General features: G+C 74.7%; 21 protein-coding genes. 10 read left to right on the forward strand and 11 right to left on the reverse strand.

Going from position 1 to position 21328, the window contains the following annotated elements; all coding sequences use genetic code 11:
- Nucleotides 1–119: 119 nt before the first annotated feature.
- Together AB0D08_RS25520 and AB0D08_RS25525 are read left to right on the forward strand one after the other, a co-directional pair.
- The gene (locus AB0D08_RS25520; RefSeq protein ID WP_033825497.1) at nt 120–950 is read left to right on the forward strand and encodes a chitosanase; all 831 of its coding nucleotides are present in this window, start codon (nt 120–122) and stop codon (nt 948–950) included.
- Between the two features lie 113 nt (nt 951–1063).
- Complete coding sequence (locus AB0D08_RS25525) at nt 1064–1795, forward strand: hypothetical protein (RefSeq protein WP_033825498.1); 732 nt, start codon at nt 1064–1066, stop codon at nt 1793–1795.
- A 410-nt stretch (nt 1796–2205) separates the two neighbouring features.
- Here the strand turns inward: AB0D08_RS25525 and AB0D08_RS25530 are convergent, their stop codons facing one another.
- Together AB0D08_RS25530 and AB0D08_RS25535 are read right to left on the reverse strand one after the other, a co-directional pair.
- The gene (locus AB0D08_RS25530) at nt 2206–3039 is read right to left on the reverse strand and encodes an NAD(P)H-binding protein (protein ID WP_233289412.1); all 834 of its coding nucleotides are present in this window, start codon (nt 3037–3039) and stop codon (nt 2206–2208) included.
- 95 nt (nt 3040–3134) lie between these two features.
- Nucleotides 3135–4004: a 3-hydroxybutyryl-CoA dehydrogenase gene (locus tag AB0D08_RS25535; RefSeq protein WP_033825499.1), complete on the reverse strand. Its 870-nt coding sequence runs from the start codon at nt 4002–4004 to the stop codon at nt 3135–3137.
- 269 nt (nt 4005–4273) lie between these two features.
- Here AB0D08_RS25535 and AB0D08_RS25540 point away from each other — a divergent pair, with 269 nt between their 5' ends.
- Nucleotides 4274–5092 (forward strand): SDR family oxidoreductase, encoded by an 819-nt coding sequence (locus AB0D08_RS25540; protein ID WP_033825500.1) that lies wholly within the window; start codon nt 4274–4276, stop codon nt 5090–5092.
- A 32-nt stretch (nt 5093–5124) separates the two neighbouring features.
- On the opposite strand, the gene AB0D08_RS25545 is transcribed toward AB0D08_RS25540, so the two are convergent.
- Nucleotides 5125–5997, reverse strand: coding sequence for a polysaccharide deacetylase family protein (locus AB0D08_RS25545; protein WP_359891876.1), 873 nt, complete (start codon nt 5995–5997; stop codon nt 5125–5127).
- Nucleotides 5998–6149: 152 nt separating this feature from the next.
- Here AB0D08_RS25545 and AB0D08_RS25550 point away from each other — a divergent pair, with 152 nt between their 5' ends.
- The gene (locus AB0D08_RS25550) at nt 6150–6938 is read left to right on the forward strand and encodes an oxidoreductase (protein ID WP_033825501.1); all 789 of its coding nucleotides are present in this window, start codon (nt 6150–6152) and stop codon (nt 6936–6938) included.
- 7 nt (nt 6939–6945) lie between these two features.
- On the opposite strand, the gene AB0D08_RS25555 is transcribed toward AB0D08_RS25550, so the two are convergent.
- Nucleotides 6946–7833 (reverse strand): arylamine N-acetyltransferase, encoded by an 888-nt coding sequence (locus tag AB0D08_RS25555; RefSeq protein ID WP_359891879.1) that lies wholly within the window; start codon nt 7831–7833, stop codon nt 6946–6948.
- 20 nt (nt 7834–7853) lie between these two features.
- On the opposite strand from AB0D08_RS25555, the gene AB0D08_RS25560 reads away from it, so the two are divergent.
- Complete coding sequence (locus AB0D08_RS25560; RefSeq protein WP_359891882.1) at nt 7854–8417, forward strand: HD domain-containing protein; 564 nt, start codon at nt 7854–7856, stop codon at nt 8415–8417.
- Between the two features lie 43 nt (nt 8418–8460).
- Here AB0D08_RS25560 and AB0D08_RS25565 read toward each other — a convergent pair whose 3' ends face one another.
- Together AB0D08_RS25565 and AB0D08_RS25570 are read right to left on the reverse strand one after the other, a co-directional pair.
- The gene (locus tag AB0D08_RS25565) at nt 8461–9942 is read right to left on the reverse strand and encodes an alpha/beta hydrolase (RefSeq protein WP_033824136.1); all 1482 of its coding nucleotides are present in this window, start codon (nt 9940–9942) and stop codon (nt 8461–8463) included.
- 88 nt (nt 9943–10030) lie between these two features.
- On the reverse strand, nt 10031–11038 hold the full coding sequence (locus tag AB0D08_RS25570; RefSeq protein ID WP_359891885.1) for an EamA family transporter: 1008 nt from the start codon (nt 11036–11038) through the stop codon (nt 10031–10033).
- Nucleotides 11039–11107: 69 nt separating this feature from the next.
- On the opposite strand from AB0D08_RS25570, the gene AB0D08_RS25575 reads away from it, so the two are divergent.
- Nucleotides 11108–12505 (forward strand): PLP-dependent aminotransferase family protein, encoded by a 1398-nt coding sequence (locus AB0D08_RS25575; RefSeq protein ID WP_359891888.1) that lies wholly within the window; start codon nt 11108–11110, stop codon nt 12503–12505.
- A gap of 244 nt (nt 12506–12749) precedes the next feature.
- Here AB0D08_RS25575 and AB0D08_RS25580 read toward each other — a convergent pair whose 3' ends face one another.
- From AB0D08_RS25580 to AB0D08_RS25600, 5 genes are all read right to left on the reverse strand, one after another.
- On the reverse strand, nt 12750–13418 hold the full coding sequence (locus AB0D08_RS25580) for a hypothetical protein (protein WP_033825941.1): 669 nt from the start codon (nt 13416–13418) through the stop codon (nt 12750–12752).
- Nucleotides 13419–13496: 78 nt separating this feature from the next.
- A complete protein-coding gene (locus tag AB0D08_RS25585) occupies nt 13497–14165 on the reverse strand; it encodes an NAD(P)H-binding protein (RefSeq protein WP_033825940.1) in 669 nt (222 codons plus the stop codon).
- A 371-nt stretch (nt 14166–14536) separates the two neighbouring features.
- Nucleotides 14537–15061 (reverse strand): GNAT family protein, encoded by a 525-nt coding sequence (locus AB0D08_RS25590; protein WP_033825939.1) that lies wholly within the window; start codon nt 15059–15061, stop codon nt 14537–14539.
- A 44-nt stretch (nt 15062–15105) separates the two neighbouring features.
- Nucleotides 15106–15552 carry a hypothetical protein gene (locus AB0D08_RS25595; RefSeq protein WP_359891892.1) on the reverse strand — a complete coding sequence of 149 codons (447 nt, stop codon included), beginning with the start codon at nt 15550–15552 and terminating at the stop codon, nt 15106–15108.
- Entirely contained in the window at nt 15549–16514 is a 966-nt protein-coding gene (locus AB0D08_RS25600) for a rhomboid family intramembrane serine protease (protein ID WP_033825938.1), read from the reverse strand. The genes AB0D08_RS25595 and AB0D08_RS25600 overlap by 4 nt, the downstream gene beginning before the upstream one ends.
- Before the next feature lie 265 nt (nt 16515–16779).
- Here AB0D08_RS25600 and AB0D08_RS25605 point away from each other — a divergent pair, with 265 nt between their 5' ends.
- The 4 genes from AB0D08_RS25605 to argJ all read left to right on the forward strand — a co-directional run bounded on the left by AB0D08_RS25605 (nt 16780) and on the right by argJ (nt 21324).
- A complete protein-coding gene (locus AB0D08_RS25605) occupies nt 16780–17937 on the forward strand; it encodes a methyltransferase (protein WP_033825937.1) in 1158 nt (385 codons plus the stop codon).
- Between the two features lie 4 nt (nt 17938–17941).
- Nucleotides 17942–18910 (forward strand): ADP-ribosylglycohydrolase family protein, encoded by a 969-nt coding sequence (locus tag AB0D08_RS25610; RefSeq protein WP_359891896.1) that lies wholly within the window; start codon nt 17942–17944, stop codon nt 18908–18910.
- Nucleotides 18911–19126: 216 nt separating this feature from the next.
- Nucleotides 19127–20155, forward strand: a complete 1029-nt coding sequence (gene argC / locus AB0D08_RS25615; protein ID WP_359891899.1) for an N-acetyl-gamma-glutamyl-phosphate reductase — start codon at nt 19127–19129, stop codon at nt 20153–20155.
- Nucleotides 20152–21324, forward strand: a complete 1173-nt coding sequence (argJ, locus tag AB0D08_RS25620; RefSeq protein ID WP_033825934.1) for a bifunctional glutamate N-acetyltransferase/amino-acid acetyltransferase ArgJ — start codon at nt 20152–20154, stop codon at nt 21322–21324. The genes argC and argJ overlap by 4 nt, the downstream gene beginning before the upstream one ends.
- Nucleotides 21325–21328 lie beyond the last annotated feature (4 nt).

A 21328-nucleotide genomic window follows, 5' to 3' on the forward strand; every position in this document is an offset into this window, starting at 1 on the left:
TGGTCGGTGGTGCGCGGGGGTTGCGGCCCGGGGAGCGGAGGCGCTTCAATCAGTTAGGAAAGTTTCCTAACGTGAACTGCGGGTACCCCCATGCCCGCAGTCGGCAGACGGAGCGTCACATGGCACTGCAGCACCGCACCGCCCGTACCGCCCTGGCGATCGTCCTCGCCGCCGTCCCCCTGACCGTCGCCACCGCCGGCGTCGGACACGCCGAGACCTCGGTGGTCTCGGTGGCGGCCGTGGGCCTGGACGACGCGCACAAGAAGGACATCGCCATGCAACTGGTGTCCAGCGCGGAGAACTCCTCGCTCGACTGGAAGGCCCAGTACAAGTACATCGAGGACATCGGCGACGGCCGCGGCTACACGGCCGGCATCATCGGCTTCTGCTCCGGCACCGGCGACATGCTCGACCTGGTCGAGCACTACACCGACCTCAAGCCGGGCAACGTCCTCGCCAAGTACCTGCCGGCCCTGCGGAAGGTCAACGGCAGCGAGTCGCACTCCGGCCTCGGCTCCGCGTTCGAGAAGGACTGGGCGAACGCCGCCAAGGACACCGTGTTCCAGAAGGCGCAGAACGACGAGCGCGACCGGGTCTACTTCAACCCGGCCGTCAGCCAGGCCAAGTCCGACGGGCTGCGCGCGCTCGGCCAGTTCATCTACTACGACGCCATCGTCATGCACGGGCCCGGCACCGACTCCGACAGCTTCGGCGGCATCCGCAAGGCCGCGATGAAGAAGGCCAAGACCCCCGCCCAGGGCGGCGACGAGACCGCCTACCTCAAGGCGTTCCTCGACGCCCGCAAGGTGGTCATGAAGAAGGAGGAGGCGCACGCGGACACCAGCCGGGTCGACACCGAGCAGCTGGTCTTCCTCAACGCCAAGAACTTCGACCTCAACCCGCCGCTGAAGTGGAAGGTCTACGGCGACCCGTACAGCATCAACAGCTGACCCCGGACCGGCCGGTCCGGCCGGCGCGGGGAACCACCGCGCCGGCCGGGCCGGTTCCGCCGGTTCCACTTATTCGCACGACAGTACGTCAGGGTGCTGGTAGCTTCTGCGACGTGGCGAAACTCAACCAGATCATCGCGGTCGAAAAGGGCGTCAAGTCCAAGTCCTTCCAGGAGCTCACCCAGGCCCATCACGGCCTGCAGAAGCCGGCCCTGCTGGCCGGCATCTCCCGCACCTACCAGCCCAAGGACGAGGAGGGCGAGCAGCTGCCGCCCGAGTCGACCCGGGTCCAGGTGAAGGCCGAGGACATCCTGCGCGCCACCGCCACCTCGCTCACCCGGCTGTTCGACGTGACCGCCACCAAGGACTGGGCCAACCAGGAGGCCCGCGCCGACGTGGTGGTGGACGGCCGGCCGCTGCTCAAGGACGTGCCGGTGACCTACCTGCTCTTCCTGGAGAAGCAGCTCACCGACCTCTACACCTTCGTCCGCAAGCTGCCGGTGCTGGACGCCTCGGAGGCCTGGAGCCCCGACCCGTCCACCGACGCCTGGAAGACCGACGCGGTCCGCACCATCCGCACCAAGAAGGTGCCGCGCAACCACGTCAAGGCCGAGGCGACCGAGAAGCACCCCGCCCAGGTCGAGGTGTACTACGAGGACATCCCGGTCGGGTACTGGACCACCGTCAAGTTCTCCGGCGCGCTCCCGGCCCGGCGGGTCAACGAGCTGGTCGAGCGGGTCGAGAAGCTGCAGCAGGCCGTGCAGTTCGCCCGCGAGGAGGCCAACGGCGCCGAGATCACCGACCGGCGGACCGGCGACGCCGTCTTCGGCTACCTGTTCGGGTAGCCTTCTGATCGCCCCTCGTGCGAGCGAAGGGGTGCGCTGGCAACAGCGCAAGCTGACACTGATGTTGAAGCTGACGACGGGGTAACGGTGGAGGTTCGAGTCCTCCCCCCGGCACCACGTGCCGGGGTGGCCCAAAGGGTAGAGGCAGCCCCCTGAAATTCAGACTCTCGCTCCAGTCTCAGTATTCGCCGCCGCGCGCCGGATCGACCGAGTGCGGACCAAAGGGTCGGATGCGGGTTCAAGTCCCGCCTGTGCCTCTCGTGGCACGGTAGTTCAAAGGCAGAACACGACACTGTCAAAATGATCCGCAGCTCTTAAACGTGCCGGCGCGAGCAAGTGGGTGGCACCTCAGGGGCCCGGGAGCCGGATACCGCTCCCGGGTCCCGTCACCGTGTCCGGCCCCTCGGGCGTCACCGGCCGCCGCGCCTGCCCAGCCAGTCGGCCCAGGTGGTCGTCCCGCGCCGCCCGTACGGCGCGGTCATCGTGTACGCCGCCCGCATCAGCGGTGCCGGCGCGTACAGGCCGATCACCTTCCGGGGCCGCCCGCGCGCCCACTGCCACTGGTCCACCAGGGTCCCCAGGGTCAGCACCTCGGGCCCGGCGAAGTCCTCGCGCCGCCCGCCCGGCCCGTCGGCCAGGCACTCGGCCACGTACCCGGCGAAGTCCGCCGGGTCCACCGGCTGCACCGGCACCCGGGTCGGCAGCGGCAGCACCGGCAGCCGGGCCGCCTTCCCGAGCATCCGGTCCAGCAGCCAGTGGAACTGCGTCGCCCGCAGGATCGAGAACGGCACCCCCGACTCCCGGACCAGTTCCTCGGCGGTGAGCTTCAACCGCAGGTACGGCCCGCGCGGCCGGTCCACCCCCACGATCGAGATGTACGCGAAGTGGTCCACCCCCGAGCGGGCCGCCGCCTCCAGCAGCAGCCGGGTGCCGTCCACGTCCACCTCGAGCGGACTGCGCCACAGGTCCGCCGGGCGCAGGTAGCCGCGCCGCGCGGCCGGCGAGCAGGTCGCCGCGTGCACCACGGCGGACACCCCGGCGACCGCCTGGGCCACCCCCGCGCCGGTGGCCAGGTCCCCGCGCACCCAGTCGACCTCGCCCCCGCTCCCCGGCGACCTCGCGAGCACCCGCACCCGGTACGCCGGGCGCAGCCGCTCCACCAGCTCCCGCCCCAGATGCCCCGTCCCGCCCGTGACCAGCACGATCGCCATCGCCGCCACCTCCAGCCGGTGATCCAGGCCCACCTACGAGCCTCCCACCGCCCACCGGCCGGGTCGACCCGGGGACACGCCGCCGCCCCCGGCCTCCGTGGGGAGGACGGGGGCGGCGGCGGGGCGGATCAGGCGGAGGCGGTGTAGTCGTAGAAGCCGCGGCCGGACTTGCGGCCCAGCAGACCGGCGTCGACCATCCGGGAGAGCAGCGGGGGAGCGGCGTACAGCGGCTCCTTGTACTCCTCGTACATCGACTCGGCGATCGAGACGATGGTGTCCAGGCCGATCAGGTCGCACAGCCGCAGCGGGCCCATCGGGTGGGCGCAGCCGGCCTCCATGCCCTTGTCGATGTCGGCCGCGGTGGCCACCCCGGTCTCGAACATCCGGACCGCCGACAGCAGGTACGGCACCAGCAGGGCGTTGACCACGAAACCGGCCCGGTCGCGGGCGCGGATCGGCTCCTTGCCGAGCACGTCGACCGCGAAGGCCTCGATCCGGGCGGTGGTCTCGGCGGAGGTGGTCAGCGTCGGGATGACCTCGACCAGCTTCTGCACCGGCGCCGGGTTGAAGAAGTGCAGGCCGATGACCTGTTCCGGGCGGGAGGTGGCGGCGGCCAGCTTCACGATCGGGATGGAGGAGGTGTTGGAGGCCAGGATCGCGTCACGGCGCTCCACCACGTGGTCCAGCGTCTGGAAGATCTGGACCTTGATGTCCTCACGCTCCGCGACCGCCTCGACCACCAGGTCGCGGTCGGCGAAGTCCGCCAGGTCGGTGGTGAAGGAGAGCCGGGCGAGCGCCTCGTCCCGCTGCTCCTCCGTCAGCTTGCCGCGCTTGACCGCGGTCTGCAGCGAGTTGGTCAGCCGGGTGCGGCCGAACTCCAGGGCCTCGCCGCTGGCCTCGGAGACCAGGACGTCGAGGCCGGAGCGGGCGAAGACCTCCGCGATTCCCGACCCCATCAGGCCGCAGCCGATCACTCCGACGCGCGCGATGTCACTCACTCAGTTGCCCTTCACGTGGTGCCGGGGGTGCCCGGCCGGGTGCTCTGCGGACGGTGCACCGGACGTCGTGGCCCGGAACCCCGCCCGGACGACGGTACTACCCCGCTTAACGCCGGTTCACCTCCGGGCGCTCCCGTCCGGCGCCGGCGGCCTCACCGGGCCGTGCCGCGCGGGCTGCGCCGATCGGCTGACGTGCTCCGGGTCACCCGTGTGCTCCGGCGGCGGGCGGGCGCGCGGGGTGACAATGCGGACGACCGAGGAGGCAGAGGATGGCGACGGGATCACTGACGGGCCAGGTCGCACTGGTCACCGGGGCGGGCCGGGGCATCGGGCGGGAGATCGCGGTCGGCCTGGCTGCCGAGGGGATGTCCGTCGGGCTGGTCGGCCGGACCCACGAATCACTGATCGACACCCTCAAGGTGTGCGCCCGGCACGGTGCCCGCGGGGTCGCCGTCACCGCCGACGTGACCCGGCCCGGGGCCGTCCGGGAGGCGGTCCGGGCGGTGGAGCGCGACCTCGGCCCGCTGGACCTGCTGGTCAACAACGCCGGGACGGTGGACCGCCAGGAGGTGCCGCTCTGGGAGACCGACCCCGCCGAGTGGTGGCAGGTGGTGGAGACCAACCTGCGCGGCCCGTACAACCTGCTGCGCAGCGTGCTGCCCGGGATGGTGGGCCGCGGCCGCGGCCGGGTGGTCAACCTCAACTCGGGCTTCGCCCTGCGCCCGGACGGCCGCTACACGGCGTACGCCACCTCGAAGGGCGCCCTGCTGCAGCTGTCCGACAACATCGCCGACTCGCTGGCCGCACACGGGGTGGTGGTGCTGGACATCAGCCCGGGGGCGGTGGCCACCGACATGACGGCCGGGATGCCGATGTTCGCGGGCATGAAGGAGTGGGGCTCGATCCCGTACATGGTCGCCGTCACGGTGGACGCCGCACGGGGCCGCTTCGACGCGCTGCACGGCCGGTTCATCCACGCGGGCCGGGACAACCTCGAGCAGCTGGTCTCCCGGGCCGAGGAGATCAGGGCGGCCGACGCCAGGACGCTGCGGCTGCGCCCGTACGGCGAGGGGGACCCGCTCGGCTGAGCGGTCCCGGGCCGCCCGCCGGGGTTCACCGGTCAGGCGCACAGCTCGCTGGCGGTCACCGCGGTCAGGCCCCGCCCGGCCAGCCCCGCCAGGATCCCGGGCATCGCGTCGGCGGTACCCCGGTGGCCCAGGTGCAGGGCGACCACCGAGCCGTTGCCGACGGCGTTCACCACCCGCTTCTGCACCGTGTCGCTGCCCGGGTCGGTGTAGTCGCGGGGGTCGATGTCGAAGGACAGGCAGTGCTCGTAGCCGACCAGCCGGGCCTGGTCGCGGACCGTCCGGCTGGCGTACTGCGCGGCCGACGGCCGGAACCAGCGGCCGATCGAGCCGGTCAGCCGCTGCAGCCGGTCGGCGCACTCGGCTATCTCCTGGCGCACCTGGTCCGGCGTCAGGGCGGCGATGTTGCGGTGGTTCTGGGTGTGGTTGCCCAGTTCGTGGCCGCCGTCCAGGATCCGCCGGGCGATCTGCGGCTGCTCGTCCAGCCAGCTGCCGACGACCAGCACGGTGACCCGGGCGCCGTGCTGTTCGGCCGTCCGCAGGACGCTCTCGGCGATGGCCGGGTCGCCCTGCCCGTGGAAGGTGAGCGCGATCTGCGGACGGTCACGCGGCCCGTTGACCACCTCCTCCGGGGTGCCGGCCGCCAGCGGCGGCAGGGCGGGCACGGGCGGCACGGCCGCACCGGGCTGCGCGGTGCCGGAGGCCGCCGGGGACCCGGCCGCGGGGGTGCCGGCGGGATCCGCGCCCGGAGTGGCCCGGTCGGACGGCTGGGGGCGGGCGGCGAGCGAGAGCGGCGCGGCGCCCGGCCGGGTGCCCGGACCGGAGGAGCAGGCGGAGAGTGCGCCGGACCCGGCCGTCAGGCCGGCGAGGGCGGCGGCGCGCAGCAGGAGGCGTCGGTCGACAGTCATCGGCCGACAGCCTAGACACTGGCGCACGACTGTGCGATTCGGCCCGGCCGGGTCGCGGGCACCGCCTGGCTGTGGCCGAGTGGAGACAGCCGGAGCCGATCCGGCCGGGCCGCGGGCGCCGCGGTCCCGCGCACGTCCAGGAGGAGACCGCCATGGACCTTCAGCTCTCCGGGAAGACCGCCGTCGTGACCGGCGCCAGCAAGGGCATCGGCCTCGCGGTGACCAGGGCGCTGGCGGCCGAGGGCGTCCGGGTGGCGGCCGCCGCCAGGACTGTCACCGACGCGATGACCGGCCACCCGCACGGAGACCTGGTCCACCCGGTCGCCGTCGACCTCACCACCGCCGACGGCCCCGCCTCGCTGGTCCGGGAGGCGGTCGAACGCCTCGGCGGCCTGGACATCCTGGTCAACAACGTCGGCGCGGTGCGCCCGCGCCTGGGCGGCTTCCGGTCCGTCACCGACGAGGACTGGACCTGGGGGCTGACGGTCAACTTCCTCTCCGCCGTCCGCACCACCCGGGCCGCGCTGCCGCACCTGATCGAGCGCGGAGCGGCCTCGGTCGTCACGGTCAGCTCGGTCAACGCCTTCCTGCCCGATCCGTCGATCATCGACTACTGCGCGGCGAAGGCGGCACTGACCAATTTCTGCAAGGCACTGTCCAAGGAGGTCGGCCCGCTCGGGGTGCGGGTCAACACCGTCAGCCCCGGGCCGGTCTCCACCGCGCTGTGGCTCGGCGACGACGGGGTGGCGGCGACCGTCGCCGGGGCCGCCGGCACCCGGCCCAAGGACGTCGCCGACCAGGTCGCCGGCCAGAGCGCGACCGGACGCTTCAGCCGCCCCGAGGAGGTCGCCGACCTGGTCCTGCTGCTGGCCGGCGACCGCGCCGGCAACGTCACCGGCAGCGACTTCGTCATCGACGGCGGACTCGTCACCACGCTGTGACGGCGGCCTACGCCTCGGAGTGCTCCGGCTCCCGGGCGGCGGGAGCGGGCGCCCCGGCGAGCTGCCAGGCCCGGTGGGTGGCCAGCACCTTCGACCACAGGGCCGCCCGCCGGGCGGGGGTCAGCCCGGCCGCCGACAGGCCGAAGACCTCCTCCAGGGTGGCGAACCACTCGTCGGCCGAGGTGAGTTCACGCACCTTGCGGCCCTCGGCGCCGAGCCGGACCAGTACCAGCCCGCGCAGCAGGCGGTAGCCGTCGGCGTCGCGCAGCTGCGCGCACAGCGCCCGGACGAACGGGGAGTCCGGCGAGGTGGACAGCCACCGGTGCTGCTCCACGAAGTCGGCCGGCCCGGCCGGGTCGGGGGAGAAGTCCATCCCGAGGAAGGAACCGCCCGGGTCGTTGTGCAGCCGCCAGCCGCCCGGAACCACCGCGGACGGCTCCAGCCGGTACTCCAGCGGCCCCTGCCGGTAGGTCCCCGCGCGCAGCGGCAGCGGCTCGTGCAGGCCGTCGCCGAGCCCGACGTCCACCAGCAGCTCCTCGCCCTCGCAACGCACCGTCAGCGCCAGGTGGTTGCCGGTGGCACCGGGCGGCTGCTCGTCGGTCCGGGACTGCACCCCGCCCAGGTGCCACCGGACCTGGTACCCGAGGGCCGCCAGCAGCGTCGCGAAGGCGCCGTTCAGATGGAAGCAGTACCCGCCGCCACCGGCCAGGATCCGCGCTATGGACGCCTCGGGGTCGACCGTCGTGGGACGGCCGAGCTGGATCTCCAGGTTCTCGTACGGCACCCGCTCCACGTGCGCCCGGTGCAGTCGGCGCAGGGCGTCGACGGTCGGGCGGGGCGGGCGGGGGACGCCGAGCCGGTGCAGATAGGCGTCCACGGTGTCATCGGTGATCATGCCGTGGCACCCTAGCCGGTATGACCGACATCCTGCTGACGCTCCGTCCGATACCCGACCGGGTGGACGGGTTGCTGCGCCGGGCCGGTGCGCAGCCCCGGCTGCGCGCCCACCTGGAACTGGTCCACGACGTGGCCGCCCGGCTGCTCGACGGCATCGCCGCCCGCTGGCCCGGCGCCGCCGTCGACGGTCCGGCCGTGCTGTTCGGCGCCGCCACCCACGACCTCGGCAAGGTGCGTCATCCCGAGGAGCTCACCGGTCCCGGCCACCGGCACGAGGAGGCCGGACACCTGCTGTTGCTCGAACTCGGCGTCGACCCGCGGGACGCGCGCTTCGCCCGGACCCACGCGTCCTGGACCCTGCCGGGGATCAGCCTGGAGGAACTGCTGGTCAGCCTGGCCGACCAGGTCTGGCGGGGCAGCCGCCGGGCCGACCTGGAGGATCTGGTGACCGCCCGGCTGGCCGAGGCCGGCGGGCTGGCGCGCTGGGAGGTCTTCCTGGCCCTGGACGACCTGCTCACCGACCTCGGCGCGGACGCCGACCGGCGCCTCGCCCACCAGAACGCCTTCGCGACCGTCGGCTGAGCCCCGTCCCGTTCCCCGCCGCCGCGCCGGCCCGGCGCGCGGGCTACCGCTCGGCCGGGCAGAACGCGTCCGCGGCCGGCCGCCCACCGGTGACCAGGAACCGGGTCACCAGCGCGTCGCCGCAGGCGTTGCCGTTGGCCAGGTAGGCGTCGTGCCCACCGGAGTCGACGGCCACCATCCGGGCCCGATCACCCAGGGCCTGCCGCAGCTTCAGCGCGCCCCGGTACGGGGTGGCGGGGTCGCGCAGGTTCTGCACCAGCAGGACGTTCGACGGCCCCCGCGGTGTCACCCGGACCGGCGGCTCCGCCGGGGCCGGCCAGAACGCGCACGGCATCACGTTGACCGGCATCCCGGCCGTCAGCGGACGGGCCGCCCGCTCCCGCGCCACCGCCTGCGGGTAGCCGGCGGCCGCCGGGGGCCAGGCCACGTCGTTGCACAGGGTGCCGACCGAGACGGCGACGGTGTTCTGCAGCGCGGCGTCCGGCGGCGCCTGCACGGCCGGCAGCGGACGCGAGCCCTGCGCGGCCAGCACCAGCCGGGCCAGCACGGGGAACTTCTCGTCGTCGTACAGGCTCTCCACCATCGTCTCGCGCAGCGCGTTGCCGTTCAGCACCGGGGGGTTGGCGCCCGGCCAGGGCAGCGGTGCGCGGTCCAGCCGGGCGGCCAGGTCCAGGAACAGCGGCCGGACCTGCTCGGGGGTGTCGGCGAGCCGGTCCGGGTTGCCGGGCGCGGCCGCCCAGGCCGCGAAGTCGGGGAAGCGGTCCTCCGCGCCCGGCCCGAACGCGGCCAGCCAGCCCCGGCCGACCTTCGCCGGGTCCGGGTCGTCGTTGCTGTCCAGCACGATCCGGTCGGTGTGCGCGGGGAACATCGTGGCGTACACCGCCCCCACGTAGGTGCCGTACGAGGTGCCCCAGGCGGAGATCCGCCGCTCGCCGAGCGCCTGGCGGAGCAGGTCGAGGTCGCGGGCCTCGTTGGCGGTGGACAGCGAGCGCAGGACCGGGCCGCCGTGCGCCAGGCAGGTCTCGGCGACCCGGCGGGCGGTCGCCGTGTTGGCGGCGGTCGAACCGTCGGCGGCGGGCCACGGGCGCAGCCGGACCATCGACAGGTCCTCGTGCGCCAGACCGCAGTCGACGGGGGTGCTGTGCCCGACCCCGCGCGGGTCGAAGCCGATCAGGTCGTAGCGGTCGCGGACCTCCTGCGGCAGCCTGCCGAGCACGGCGGACGGTGTGTTCAGGCCCGTTCCGCCGGGGCCGCCCGGGATCAACAGCAGGCTGCCGCGCCGCAGTTCGGGCCGGGCGGCGGCGATCCGGGACACCGCGAGGGTGATCCGAGGGCCGTCGGGGCGGCTGTGGTCGAGCGGTACGGCGAGCGTGGCGCAGCGCTGTTCGGGGGCGGTCGCACCGTCGCAGGCACCCCAGGTCAGCGGCGCGGGACCGGCGGGTGCGGCGGCGGCGACCGGGACGGTGGTGGCGAGGACGGCGATGGCGGCGGCGGCAACGGCCGCGGTGCGGTGGATGATTCCCATGCGGAGCAGTCTTGCCGGGAGCCGGGCGCGATCCCATCGGGCCAACGGGCCTGTCCGGGGTGGGGAGTTCCCCACCCCGGACCTCGGGTCAGCCGCCGACGGCGGCCGCCCACCGGGGCCGGCCGGCCGTGATGCCCGCGCCGACGCCGACGCCGACCAGCACGGTCCCGGCCAGCTCGCCCGGGTGCAGGCCGCCGGTGCCCAGCGCGGCGCCGGAGAGGGCCGCCGTCACCGGGATCAGCCCGGCGAACAGCCCGGCCCGCTCCGGTCCCAGCCGGCCGAGCGCGGTGTACCAGAGCAGGAAGGCGACCACGGTCAGCATGACCGCGAGGTACAGCAGCGCCGCCGCCTCGCCGGCGGTCGGCACCCGCAGCAGCCGCCCGCCGTCCAGCACCAGCCCGGCCAGCGCGAACATCGGCACCGCGAGCGCCGTGGTGTACGCGGAGACCCGGACCGGGCCCAGCCGGGGGAGCAGGTCGACGGCGAGCAGCGAGAACGCCGCCTCGCAGGCCAGCGTGCCCAGCGCGCACCCGAAGCCCAGCAGGTCCCCGGGCCCGAAGCCCTGGGTGACCGCGGCCCCGGCCACCACCACCCCAGCGGCCGCCAGCAGCCGGAGCTGCGGCCGGCGGCGGGCCAGGACCGGTGCCAGCACCGCGAGCAGCAGCGGGGTGCAGCCCACCACCGAGCCGACCGCCGCCGGGTCGGTCCGGCGCAGCGCCTGGATCAGCAGCACGTTGAACGCGAACAGGCCGGTGGCGGCGAGCAGGACCAGCCGCAGCAGTTCGCTGCGGCTCGGGCGCGGCCGCAGCGGGCCGCCGCGCCGGACCAGCGGCAGCAGCAGGGCGGCGGCCAGCAGGTAGCGGGCGGCCTGCCCGCCGTACAGGGGGTAGTCGGTCAGGGCGGCGGTGGCGCCGGTGGAGCAGCCCAGGACGGTCATCGCGGCGGCCGCGTGCAGCCCGCCGGAGGCGGCCCGGGAGAGCGTCCGCCGCCGGGCGGGGACCGGGACGGCGGCGGGCGTCGGGACGGCGGAGGGTACGGGGGCGCCGGCGGGCGCGGTGGCGGGAACGGACGCGGTGGCGGGCTCGGTGGGCGGCATGTCTGTCACGCTAGGAGCGGAAGTGGTCCGCCGGACAGGTCCACTCGACGCGTCCTAGGGAGGACCACTGTGACGGAGCTGTTCGTCCCGGTCGACCATGCGCTCGGCGACCTGACCGGCCAGCTGACCCGGGCGCTGCGCGGCGCCGTCCAGGGCGGACGGCTGGCGGCCGGTGCCCGGCTGCCGTCCACCCGCGCCCTGGCCGCCCAGCTGGGACTGTCCCGCGGGGTGGTGGTCGAGTGCTACGCCCAACTGGTCGCCGAGGGCTACCTGGTGGGCGTGCGCGGCTCGGGTACCCGGGTCGCGGCCGGGGTCGCCCGGCCGCCCGCCCAAGAGCCGCCGGCGGACCCCGACCGGCCGCCCGGCCACGACCTAAAGCCGGGCACGCCCGACCTGGCGGCCTTCCCGCGGGCCGCCTGGCTGGCCGCCACCCGCCGGGCGCTCACGGCCGCCCAGCACGGCCGGCTCGGCTACGGCGACCCGGCCGGGCTGCCCGAGCTGCGGGCCGAGCTCGCCGGCCACCTGGGCCGGGTACGGGCGGCGGCGGCCGGGCCCGGCGAGGTGACGGTGATCGCCGGAGTGGCCCAGGGACTGTCCCTGCTGGTGCGGGTGCTGGCCGCCCGGGGGCCGCAGCGGTACGCGGTCGAGGACCCGTGCTCGCCCGGCACCCTGGCGCTGCTGCGGGCCCACGGGGTGGAGCCGGTCGGCGTCCCGGTCGACCGGGACGGCCTGGACGTCGCGGCGCTCGCCGCCACCGGCGCCACGGTGGTGCTGGTCACGCCCGCGCACCAGTACCCCACCGGGGTGGTGCTGGCGCCCGCGCGCCGGGCCGAACTCATCGCCTGGGCACGGGAGTCCGGCGCGCTGGTGGTGGAGGACGACTACGACGCCGAGTTCCGCTACGACCGCGAACCGGTCGGCTGCCTCCAGGGGCTGGCGCCGGACTCGGTGGTGCACCTCGGATCGCTCAGCAAGTCGCTCGCCCCCGCCCTGCGGCTCGGCTGGGCCGTGCTGCCCGGACCGCTGGCCGCCGACTTCCACCACGCCAAGCGCTACGCCGACCTGGGCACCGGCGTGATCGAGCAACTCACCTTCGCCGAGCTGCTGTCCGGCGGCGGCTACGACCGGCACCTGCGCACCGTCCGCGCGGTCTACCGGCGGCGCCGGGACGCCCTGGCGGACGCGCTGCGGTCCGCACTGCCCGCGACCGAGGTGCGCGGCGTCGCGGCCGGGCTCCACCTGTACCTCGAACTGCCGCCCGGCACCGCGGAGGAGGCCGTGGTGGCCGCCGCGCTCGAACGCGACCTGCGGGTCGAGCCGGTCGGTCCGATGCGGCTGAGCCCGGGCCCGCCGGCCCTCGCCCTCGGCTTCGGGGTGCTGCCCGAGCGCCGGCTGGCCAGGGCGGTCGAGCTGCTGGCCGAGGCGGTCGACAGCGCCGGAGGTACCGGCCGCACCGGGCGGGTCTGAGGGGGCGCGTGGGCGGTGCCGTCCCGGGTCCTCCGGCCGTGCCGGGCATGCGGCCTGACGGCACGTCGGAGACCGTGGAGCCGCGGCGGGCCTCTGGCACATGGGGGGCATTACGCGCTGACCGGGCGGACCGGCGGCGGGGGCATGGGCGCCGTCAAGATCCTGCACCCGGCGCTGCCGGAGGACGGCACCTTCGCCACCCGGTTCCGTGAGCCGCGCCCGGGGCGGGTAGGTCCTGGCCCCGTCACCAGTCCGGAGTGGCCCGCCGGGGTGTGCGCCTGGCCGAGGTGAGCAGGTTGTTCGAGCGTTCGTGCAGGTCGCCGACGCGGTCGACCACCTGGACGCGGACGCAGAGCGCGTCGATCACGCTCATCGCGTGCGGGCCGAACCAGCCGATCATGGCCCGTTCCTGCCCGGCCAGCGGTGCCCCGCGCGTCCACAGCTTGATCATGTAGTCGACGTCCGGGCGCAGCCCGGCGCGCTTCAACTCCTCCGTCAGCGCGGCGAATTCGAGCCAGGACTCGACAGCGGGCGGATCCTGCCCGAGGAACCGTACGGAGTACTTCATGTCCCAGACGGTCGCCGCGTCCTGCGCGCCGTTGCGGATCTGGCAGCCCCAGACCAACTCGGCCGCGTCCGGTGCCACCTGGACCACCCGTCCGTCGAACCCGATCATCGGACGGATCGCGGTGGCGTACTGCGCCCGGGCGATCAGCCCGCCACCGGTCGCCAGCACCGCCGCGGTCGCGCTCTGGATGTCGAGAATCTGGACCGGCGCAGCACCGGGGTCCGACGCCGCGAGGTTCTGCTGGACGATCGTGTAGACGAGGAGCAGACCGCTCACGCCGACCAGGCCGATCAGCAGCTGCCAGAAGATCCACTTACGCCGAATGATCCGTTGCGGTGTCTCCACCTTCGCCCCCTCGCTCCGGCAATCACCGTACGGCGTGCCCCGGCGACGCAACAGACACCCGCTCGGCCCGGTCCCGGCCTAGTACGCCACCGAGACGGTCCGTCCGACCGTGGCGGGCCGGGTGAGGACGGCGAGCATGCAGTGGGCGACGTCGGCCCGGGAGATGCTGGTGCCGTGGCGAAGGTTCTGGTCGTGCGCCGTCCGGTAGGTGCCGGTCACCGGCTTGTCGCTGAGGTAGACCGGGCGGACCGCGGTCCAGTCCAGGCCGCTGTCGCGCAGCACGTCCTCCATCCGCGCCAGGTCCGCGTAGTGCGCCCGCAGGACCGCCTTGAGCAGCGGGTAGGCCAGGGTGCGCAGGACGAGGCCGTCGCCGGGGTCGTGCCGCGGCGGGTGGGGGCGCCCGGGCGAGGGCACGGTGCCGACCGGGGCCGCGCTCACCGCGACCAGTCGGCGGGCGCCGGTCTCGCGCATCGCGGTGACGATCGCGTCGGTGCCCCGCCAGGCGACCCCGGCCTCGGCCTTCGACACCGGGCCGAGTGCGGAGAGCACCGCGTCGGCGCCCTCGACGGCGGCCCGCAGCGTCGCGGGGTCCGGGTCGGCGAGGTCGGCGGTCAGCACCCGGGCCGGGGTCGCGGGCAGCCGACCGGGGTCGCGGACGACGGCGGTGACGTCGTGGCCGGCGTCGGTGGCCTGGTGGAGCAGCAGCCGGCCGATACCGCCGGAAGCCGCGAAGATCGTGAGTCTCATCGGAGGTGCCTTCCCGTGGGAACGTGGATGGACGGCCCGGACCGGCCGGTCCACCGGCCGGAGCCAGCCACCTGGCGGGTGGTCGCGTCGGGGCGGTCGAACGGATCGGTCACGCCGGTACCGGCCCGGTACGGCCGGCGAGCCGGGTGGCGGCCTCGGTCTTCAGGACGGCCAGGACGGCCAGGACGGCCAGGACGGCCCATCGCCTCCGGGATGACCGGGGCGGGGTACCGGATGCGTGCCTGCACGGCTGCTGCTCTCCTCGTCACGTCGCGCTCGGACCGGCCGCGGTGGCCGTTCACCTTCATGACGGAGCGGGAGCAGGGAGTGTGACGGCCGCGGGGAACCCGTCCGCGCGCAGCCGCGCCGGGTCAACCCAGTTCGTCGGCGAGCAGGTCCATCAGCAGGCCGTCGTGCCAGCTGCCGTCCGCGCCGCGCTCGTAGCGGCGCATCACGCCGACCGGCCGGAAGCCCGCCTTGCGGTAGCAGGCGATGGCGGCGGCGTTGTCGGCGGCCGGGTCGATCACCAGCCGGTGGTGGCCCAGCTCGCGGGTCAGGTAGCGGGCGAGGGTGCGGACGGCGTCCGTGCCGAGGCCGCGGCCGTGCACCGCGGGGTCGAGGTAGATGTCGATGCCCGCGTGCCGGTAGTCGGGCTCCTCCTCGGCGTGCCACTGGACGGCGCCGACCACCCGCCCGCGGTACTCGACGGCCAGGGTGGGGGTGGAGTCGTCGGCCAGGTCCTCGGCGACCTCGGCGGCCAGGTCCTCCCGGCCGCGCCAGCGGGCGTACACCTCGGGCGTGGCCCGGATGGCGGCGAGCGCCGGGACGTCGTCGGCGGTGGCGGGCCGCAGCGTGACGGCGGCGCCGGTCAGGGTTGGCCGGGTGTCCAGGTCCATGGCCCGACGCTACCCGACCGGCCGGCTGCCGCCGGCTGCGCCGGTCAGCGCTCCGGCGGGCCGTCCGGCGGGTGGCAGGCGGGCCGGGCGGGCATCGGCCCGTACGGGCTGTTGACCACCGCGGGCAGCGAACCGGCCCGCAGGTACGCGTGCCCCTCGTACGGATCGAGGTGCCAGTGGCCGCCGTCCGTCATGTCCGCGATGTCCGCGAGGTTCTCGGCGAGCCAGGCCAGACCGGCCCGGTCGCCGGTGATCACCAGGATCCGGTGCAGCCCGTCCAGGGCCAGTGAGACCCCGGGCCGTGACGAGCTCCGGACCTCGACGGCGTCCAGCCCCGCACAGGGCAGCCGCCCGCCCCCGGCTGCCACCAGGCCGGCGAGCGCCGCCAGCCCGTCGGCGCTGCCGGCGAGGTCCAGCTCGTAGGGGTACGCGGTGACCGTCAGAGCCGGGGCGGCGCCCGGCCGGCCGGGGTCCCGCCCGGCGGAGGTCATCCCGCGAGCCAGGGGTTGGCGTCGGTGAGGTCGACGGTCTTCAGCACCACCAGCATCACCAGCACCATCAGCACCGCCGCCAGACCGGCGGCCTGCACCGCGCCGCGCTGCTTCGCGGGCGCGAAGGCGATCACCGCGCCGGTCGCCAGGCCGGTCAGCAGCCCGCCCAGGTGGCCCTGCCAGGAGGTGATGCCGGCCGAGACGACCAGCCAGATCACCATGCTGACCAGCTGCCGGTTCCCGCCCAGCGGGTCGTGGTGCAGGCGCCGGCTGAGCACGAAGTACGCGGCGGTCAGGCCGAAGATCGCCCCGGAGGCGCCGATGGCCGCGCCGGTCGGCTCGAGCAGGTAGACCAGGGCCGAGCCGCCGAGCGCGGAGAGCAGGTACACCGCGAGGTAGCGCAGCGCGCCGAGCCGCTCCTCGACCACCCGGCCCACCACCCACAGCGAGAACATGTTCATCAGGATGTGCGCGATCCCGAACCGGCCCTCGGTGGGCTGCTGGTGCAGGAACGCCGAGCTGATCAGCCGGTACCACTCGCCGTGCGCCACCCCGACCGGGTGGAAGTCCGGCGGCAGGACGTACCCGCTGAACCGGTAGTACCCGCCGTCCGGCCCGACCACCGCCAGCCCGCGCATGCAGAAGTCGTCGATCACCGTTTTCCTGGCCAGCTCGGCCAGGTACGCCAGCACGTTCAGCGCGATCAGCGCGTACGTGACGAAGGGGACGCTGCTGACCCGCCCGCCGAACTGGGTCCGCACCGGCCGCATGTCCTGGTTCCCGGCCTTCACGCACTCCGGGCACTGGTAGCCGACCGCGGCGTCGCGCATGCAGTCCGGGCAGATGTAGCGCTCGCAGCGGGTGCAGCGGATGTGCGACTCCCGCTGCGGGTGCCGGAAGCAGACCGGGTCGGGCCGTACCTCGGGGCTCTGCGGATCGTCGGCGGCGTGCGTGGCGTTCATGCGGGCGGGGGTCTCCGTCGGTCTGCGTCGAGCCTCGGGCACCGGGGTGGGCCGGGCGCCGGGGCGGCGGGGTGTCGGCGAACAAACTAGCGAACGCACTCCCCGGCCGGGAGGCCCAGCCCCGGCCCGGGGCTGACGCCCCGTCCGGGCCCGCCGCGGTGGGGACCACCGGCGTCCCGCCGGGCGGACCGGGCCGCTCCACCGCCCGGGGGCCCGCCCCGAGGCGACCGGGGGTGCCAGCGGGCTCGGCTAGCCTGGAGGCACGATGAACCGTTTCACGACGCCCTGGGGCGAGCTCGACCTGACCCGCTTCCCCGAGGACCCCCGCGACCCGCTCCGCGCCTGGGACGCCGCCGACGAGTACCTGCTGCGGCACCTCGACGGCATCGACGACGCCCCCGCCACCGACCTGTCGGGAACCGTGGCCGTGCTGGGCGACCGCTGGGGCGCGCTGGCCACCGCGCTGGCAGCGCACCGGCCGGTGCAGATCGGCGACTCCTACCTCGGCCGCCGGGCCACCCAGGCCAACCTGCGGCGGGCCGGGGCCGCGCCGGACGCCGTACGGCTGCTCACCACCCGCGACCCGGTGCCGGAGCGGATCGACGTGCTGCTGGTGCGGGTCCCCAAGAGCCTCGCCCTGCTGGAGGACCAGCTGCACCGGCTGGCGCCCGCCGTCCACCCGGGCACGGTGGTGGTCGGCACCGGCATGGTCACCGAGATCCACACCTCGACGCTCACCCTCTTCGAGCGCATCCTCGGCCCCACCCGCACCTCGCTGGCGGCCCGCAAGGCCCGGCTGATCTTCTGCACCCCCGACCCGGCCGTCGCCCCGGCCGCCAACCCGTGGCCGCACAGCTACCCGCTGCCCGACGGGATCGGCCCGCTGTCCGGACGGACGGTCACCAACCACGCCGGCACCTTCTGCGCCGAGCGCCTCGACATCGGCACCCGCTTCTTCCTCCAGCACCTGCCGCGGCACACCGGGCCCGAGCGGGTGGTGGACCTCGGCTGCGGCAACGGCGTGGTGGGGACGGCGGTCGCGCTGGCCAACCCGGCGGCCGAACTGCTCTTCACCGACGAGTCGTACCAGGCGGTGGCCTCCGCCGAGGCCACCTTCCGGGCCAACACCCCGGCGGGCACGCAGGCTGACTTCCAGGTCGGTGACGGCCTGTCGGGCGTCCCCGCCGGATCGGTCGACCTGGTGCTCAACAACCCGCCGTTCCACAGCCACCAGGCCACCACCGACGCCACCGCCCGCCGGATGTTCACCGGCGCCCGCGACGCACTGCGCCCCGGCGGCGAACTGCTGGTGGTCGGCAACCGCCACCTCGGCTACCACGTCAAGCTGCGCCGGCTCTTCGGCAACTGCGAACTGGTCGCCAGCAACCCGAAGTTCGTCGTCCTGCGAGCGGTCAGGAGCTGACCCGGTGCCACAGCGGAGGGCCGGCCGGGCGGCCGGCGCGGTGATCGGCTCGGCGGTAGGTGATGCGCTCGGCGCGCCCTTCGAGTTCGGCCCGCCCGGCATGTTCTCGGCCCGCTTCCCGGACCCGGCCCGCTTCCCGGACTCCGGCGGCCGGGCGCCGGGCGGTGGCGAGATGTGCGGCGGCGGTGGCTGGGACCCGGGCGAGGCCACCGACGACACCCAGCAGGCCGTGCACCTGGCCGAGTCGCTGCTGGAAAACGGCGGGCTCGACCTCCCGGACGTCTTCGCCCGGCTGCGGCGGTGGGCCGCCGCCGACCCCAAGGACATCGGCATCCAGACCGAGCAGGTGCTCACCGGCGACCTGCCCTGGGACCTCGCCGCCGCCGTGCACTTCCGGAGCACCGCGCGGGCGGCCGGCAACGGTTCGCTGATGCGCGCCACCACCTCCGCCGTGTACTTCGCCCCGGCCGGCCGGGCGGCGACCATGGACGCCGCCCGTAGGATCGCCGCCCTCACCCACGGCGACCGGGCCGCCTGGGAGGGCACCGCCGTCTTCCACGAGCTGGTCCGCACCGCGCTGACCGGCGACGACCCGCTCGCCGCGCTGCCGTCCGTGCTGGCCGACGTCCACCCCGACCACCGGGAGCGGTACGCCGCCGTGCTCGCCCCCGACTGGCACCCCGACCGGGCGACCGAGTTCAACGGCGCGGTCTGGCCCTGCCTGGGCTCCGCGGTGTGGGCGCTGCGCACCACCGCCTCCTTCGAGGACGCGCTGCGCGCGGCGGTCGACCTCGGCGGGGACACCGACACCGTCGCCGCCGTCACCGGTGGCCTGGCCGGGGCGGTGTACGGCCTGGCGGCCGTGCCCGCCCGCTGGACCGGGACGCTCCACGTGCCGTTGCCGGGCGGCGGCGGGCGGGTGCTGCGGCTGCCCGAGCTGCTCGGCCTGGCGGAGCGGCTGGCGGCGCGGTAGCCCGACGGCGCCAGACGGCGCCCGGTGGCCGGGCCGCGTTCACCGTGCGGACGCGGCCGCGCAGCAGCCGGGCCACCTGCGCACCCGAGGCTGAGCCGCACCGGACCCGCCGGTCACCGGGCACCCCACTCTCAAGTTAGGGTACCCTTACAAGGGGCTTCTTGCATGAATGTTCCGAGCTGCGTATATTCATGCCAAGTTCGAGAGAGGAACGCCATGGCTTTGCGAGTCGCCGTCGCCGGCGCCAGCGGGTACGCGGGGGGCGAGGTACTGCGCCTGCTGCTCGGCCACCCCGAGATCGAGATCGGCGCGCTGACCGGGGGCTCCAATGCGGGGGCGCGCTTCGGCACGCTCCAGCCGCACCTGCTCCCGCTGGCCGACCGCGTCCTGGAGCCCACCACCACCGAGGTGCTGGCCGGCCACGACATCGTCTTCCTCGGGCTGCCGCACGGCCAGTCCGCCGCCGTCGCCGAGGCGCTCGGCGAGGACGTCCTGGTGGTCGACTGCGGCGCCGACTTCCGGCTGAAGTCCGCCGCCACCTGGGAGAAGTTCTACGGCTCGCCGCACGCCGGCACCTGGCCGTACGGCCTGCCGGAGCTGCCCGGCCACCGCGCCGCGCTCAAGGGCACCAGGCGGATCGCCGTCCCCGGCTGCTACCCGACGGCCGTCTCCCTCGCCCTGTTCCCCGCCTACGCGGCCCGGCTGGTCGAGCCCGAGGCCGTGGTGGTGGCCGCCTCCGGCACCTCCGGCGCCGGCAAGGCGGTCAAGGCGCACCTGCTCGGCAGCGAGGTGATGGGCTCGATGAGCCCGTACGGCGTCGGCGGCGGCCACCGGCACACCCCCGAGATGGCGCAGAACCTCGGCCCGGTGGCGGGCGAGGAGATCACCATCTCCTTCACCCCCACCCTCGCCCCGATGCCGCGCGGCATCCTGGCCACCTGCAGCGCCAAGGCGAAGCCCGGCACCACCGCCGCCTCGCTGCGCGCCGCCTACACCGAGGCCTTCGCCGGTGAGCCGTTCGTCCACCTGCTGCCCGAGGGGCAGTGGCCGCAGACCAGCTCGGTCTACGGCTCCAACGCCGCGCTGGTCCAGGTCGCCCTGGACGAGCACGCCGGCCGGGTGATCGCGATCAGCGCCATCGACAACCTGGTCAAGGGCACCGCCGGCGGCGCGGTGCAGAGCATGAACATCGCCCTCGGGCTCCCCGAGGAGCTGGGTCTTCCGCTGAACGGAGTCGCACCGTGACCGACCATCAGAGCGCGGGCGTCACCGCCGCGAAGGGCTTCCGGGCCGCCGGCGTGACCGCCGGCATCAAGGCCTCCGGCACGCCCGACCTGGCCCTGGTGGTCAACGACGGCCCGGCCTTCGCCGCCGCCGGCGTCTTCACCTCCAACCGGGTCAAGGCCGCTCCGGTGCTCTGGTCCGAGCAGGTGCTGAAGGCCGGCCGGCTCGCCGCCGTCGTCCTCAACTCCGGTGGCGCCAACGCCTGTACCGGGCCGCTGGGCTTCCAGGACACCCACGCCACCGCCGAGAAGGTGGCCGAACAGCTCGCCACCGGCGCCGGCGAGGTCGCGGTCTGCTCCACCGGCCTGATCGGTGAGCGGCTGCCGATGGACCTGCTGCTGCCCGGCGTCGAGCAGGCCGTCGCCGCGCTCTCCGCCGACGGCGGCGAGGCCGCCGCCATCGCCATCAAGACCACCGACACCGTCCACAAGACCGCCCAGGTCGCCAGCCCGGCCGGCTGGACCGTCGGCGGCATGGCCAAGGGCGCGGGCATGCTCGCCCCGGGCCTCGCCACCATGCTGGTGGTGATCACCACGGACGCCGCCGTCGAGGCGCCCGAGCTGGACGCGGTGCTGCGCGCCGCCACCCGCACCACCTTCGACCGGATCGACTCCGACGGCTGCATGTCGACCAACGACACCGTGCTGCTGCTCGCCTCCGGCGCCAGTGAAGTGGTGCCGGACCGGGACGAGTTCACCGAGGCCGTGCAGACGGTCTGCGGCGAGCTGGCCCGGATGCTGATCGGCGACGCCGAGGGCGCGAGCAAGGACATCCGGATCGACGTCGTCAACGCGGCCACCGAGGAGGAGGCCGTCGAGGTCGCCCGCACGGTGGCCCGCAACAACCTGCTCAAGTGCGCCATCCACGGCGAGGACCCCAACTGGGGCCGGGTACTGGCCGCGATCGGCACCACCCGGGCCGCCTTCGACCCGGACCGGCTGGACGTCGCCATCAACGGCGTCTGGGTCTGCCGCGACGGCAGCGTCGGCGAGGACCGCTCGCTGGTGTCGATGAAGGGCCGCGAGGTGGTCATCACCGCCGATCTGAAGGCCGGTCAATTCGCGGTCACTGTCTGGACCAACGACCTGACCGCAGACTACGTCCATGAGAACAGCGCCTACTCGACCTGATCCG

Origin of the sequence: Kitasatospora sp. NPDC048540, assembly GCF_040651175.1 — a bacterium.
GTDB lineage: Bacteria > Actinomycetota > Actinomycetes > Streptomycetales > Streptomycetaceae > Kitasatospora.

Excerpts from the sequence above, each read along its gene's own strand:
- AB0D08_RS25520 (WP_033825497.1), top strand. The coding sequence starts at position 120 with ATGGCACTGCAGCACCGCACCGCCCGTACCGCCCTGGCGATCGTCCTC.
- AB0D08_RS25540 (WP_033825500.1), top strand. The coding sequence starts at position 4,274 with ATGGCGACGGGATCACTGACGGGCCAGGTCGCACTGGTCACCGGGGCG.
- AB0D08_RS25545 (WP_359891876.1), bottom strand. The coding sequence starts at position 5,997 with ATGACTGTCGACCGACGCCTCCTGCTGCGCGCCGCCGCCCTCGCCGGC.
- AB0D08_RS25550 (WP_033825501.1), top strand. The coding sequence starts at position 6,150 with ATGGACCTTCAGCTCTCCGGGAAGACCGCCGTCGTGACCGGCGCCAGC.
- AB0D08_RS25555 (WP_359891879.1), bottom strand. The coding sequence starts at position 7,833 with ATGATCACCGATGACACCGTGGACGCCTATCTGCACCGGCTCGGCGTC.
- AB0D08_RS25560 (WP_359891882.1), top strand. The coding sequence starts at position 7,854 with ATGACCGACATCCTGCTGACGCTCCGTCCGATACCCGACCGGGTGGAC.
- AB0D08_RS25565 (WP_033824136.1), bottom strand. The coding sequence starts at position 9,942 with ATGGGAATCATCCACCGCACCGCGGCCGTTGCCGCCGCCGCCATCGCC.
- AB0D08_RS25570 (WP_359891885.1), bottom strand. The coding sequence starts at position 11,038 with ATGCCGCCCACCGAGCCCGCCACCGCGTCCGTTCCCGCCACCGCGCCC.
- AB0D08_RS25585 (WP_033825940.1), bottom strand. The coding sequence starts at position 14,165 with ATGAGACTCACGATCTTCGCGGCTTCCGGCGGTATCGGCCGGCTGCTG.
- AB0D08_RS25590 (WP_033825939.1), bottom strand. The coding sequence starts at position 15,061 with ATGGACCTGGACACCCGGCCAACCCTGACCGGCGCCGCCGTCACGCTG.
- AB0D08_RS25595 (WP_359891892.1), bottom strand. The coding sequence starts at position 15,552 with ATGACCTCCGCCGGGCGGGACCCCGGCCGGCCGGGCGCCGCCCCGGCT.
- AB0D08_RS25600 (WP_033825938.1), bottom strand. The coding sequence starts at position 16,514 with ATGAACGCCACGCACGCCGCCGACGATCCGCAGAGCCCCGAGGTACGG.
- AB0D08_RS25605 (WP_033825937.1), top strand. The coding sequence starts at position 16,780 with ATGAACCGTTTCACGACGCCCTGGGGCGAGCTCGACCTGACCCGCTTC.
- argC (WP_359891899.1), top strand. The coding sequence starts at position 19,127 with ATGGCTTTGCGAGTCGCCGTCGCCGGCGCCAGCGGGTACGCGGGGGGC.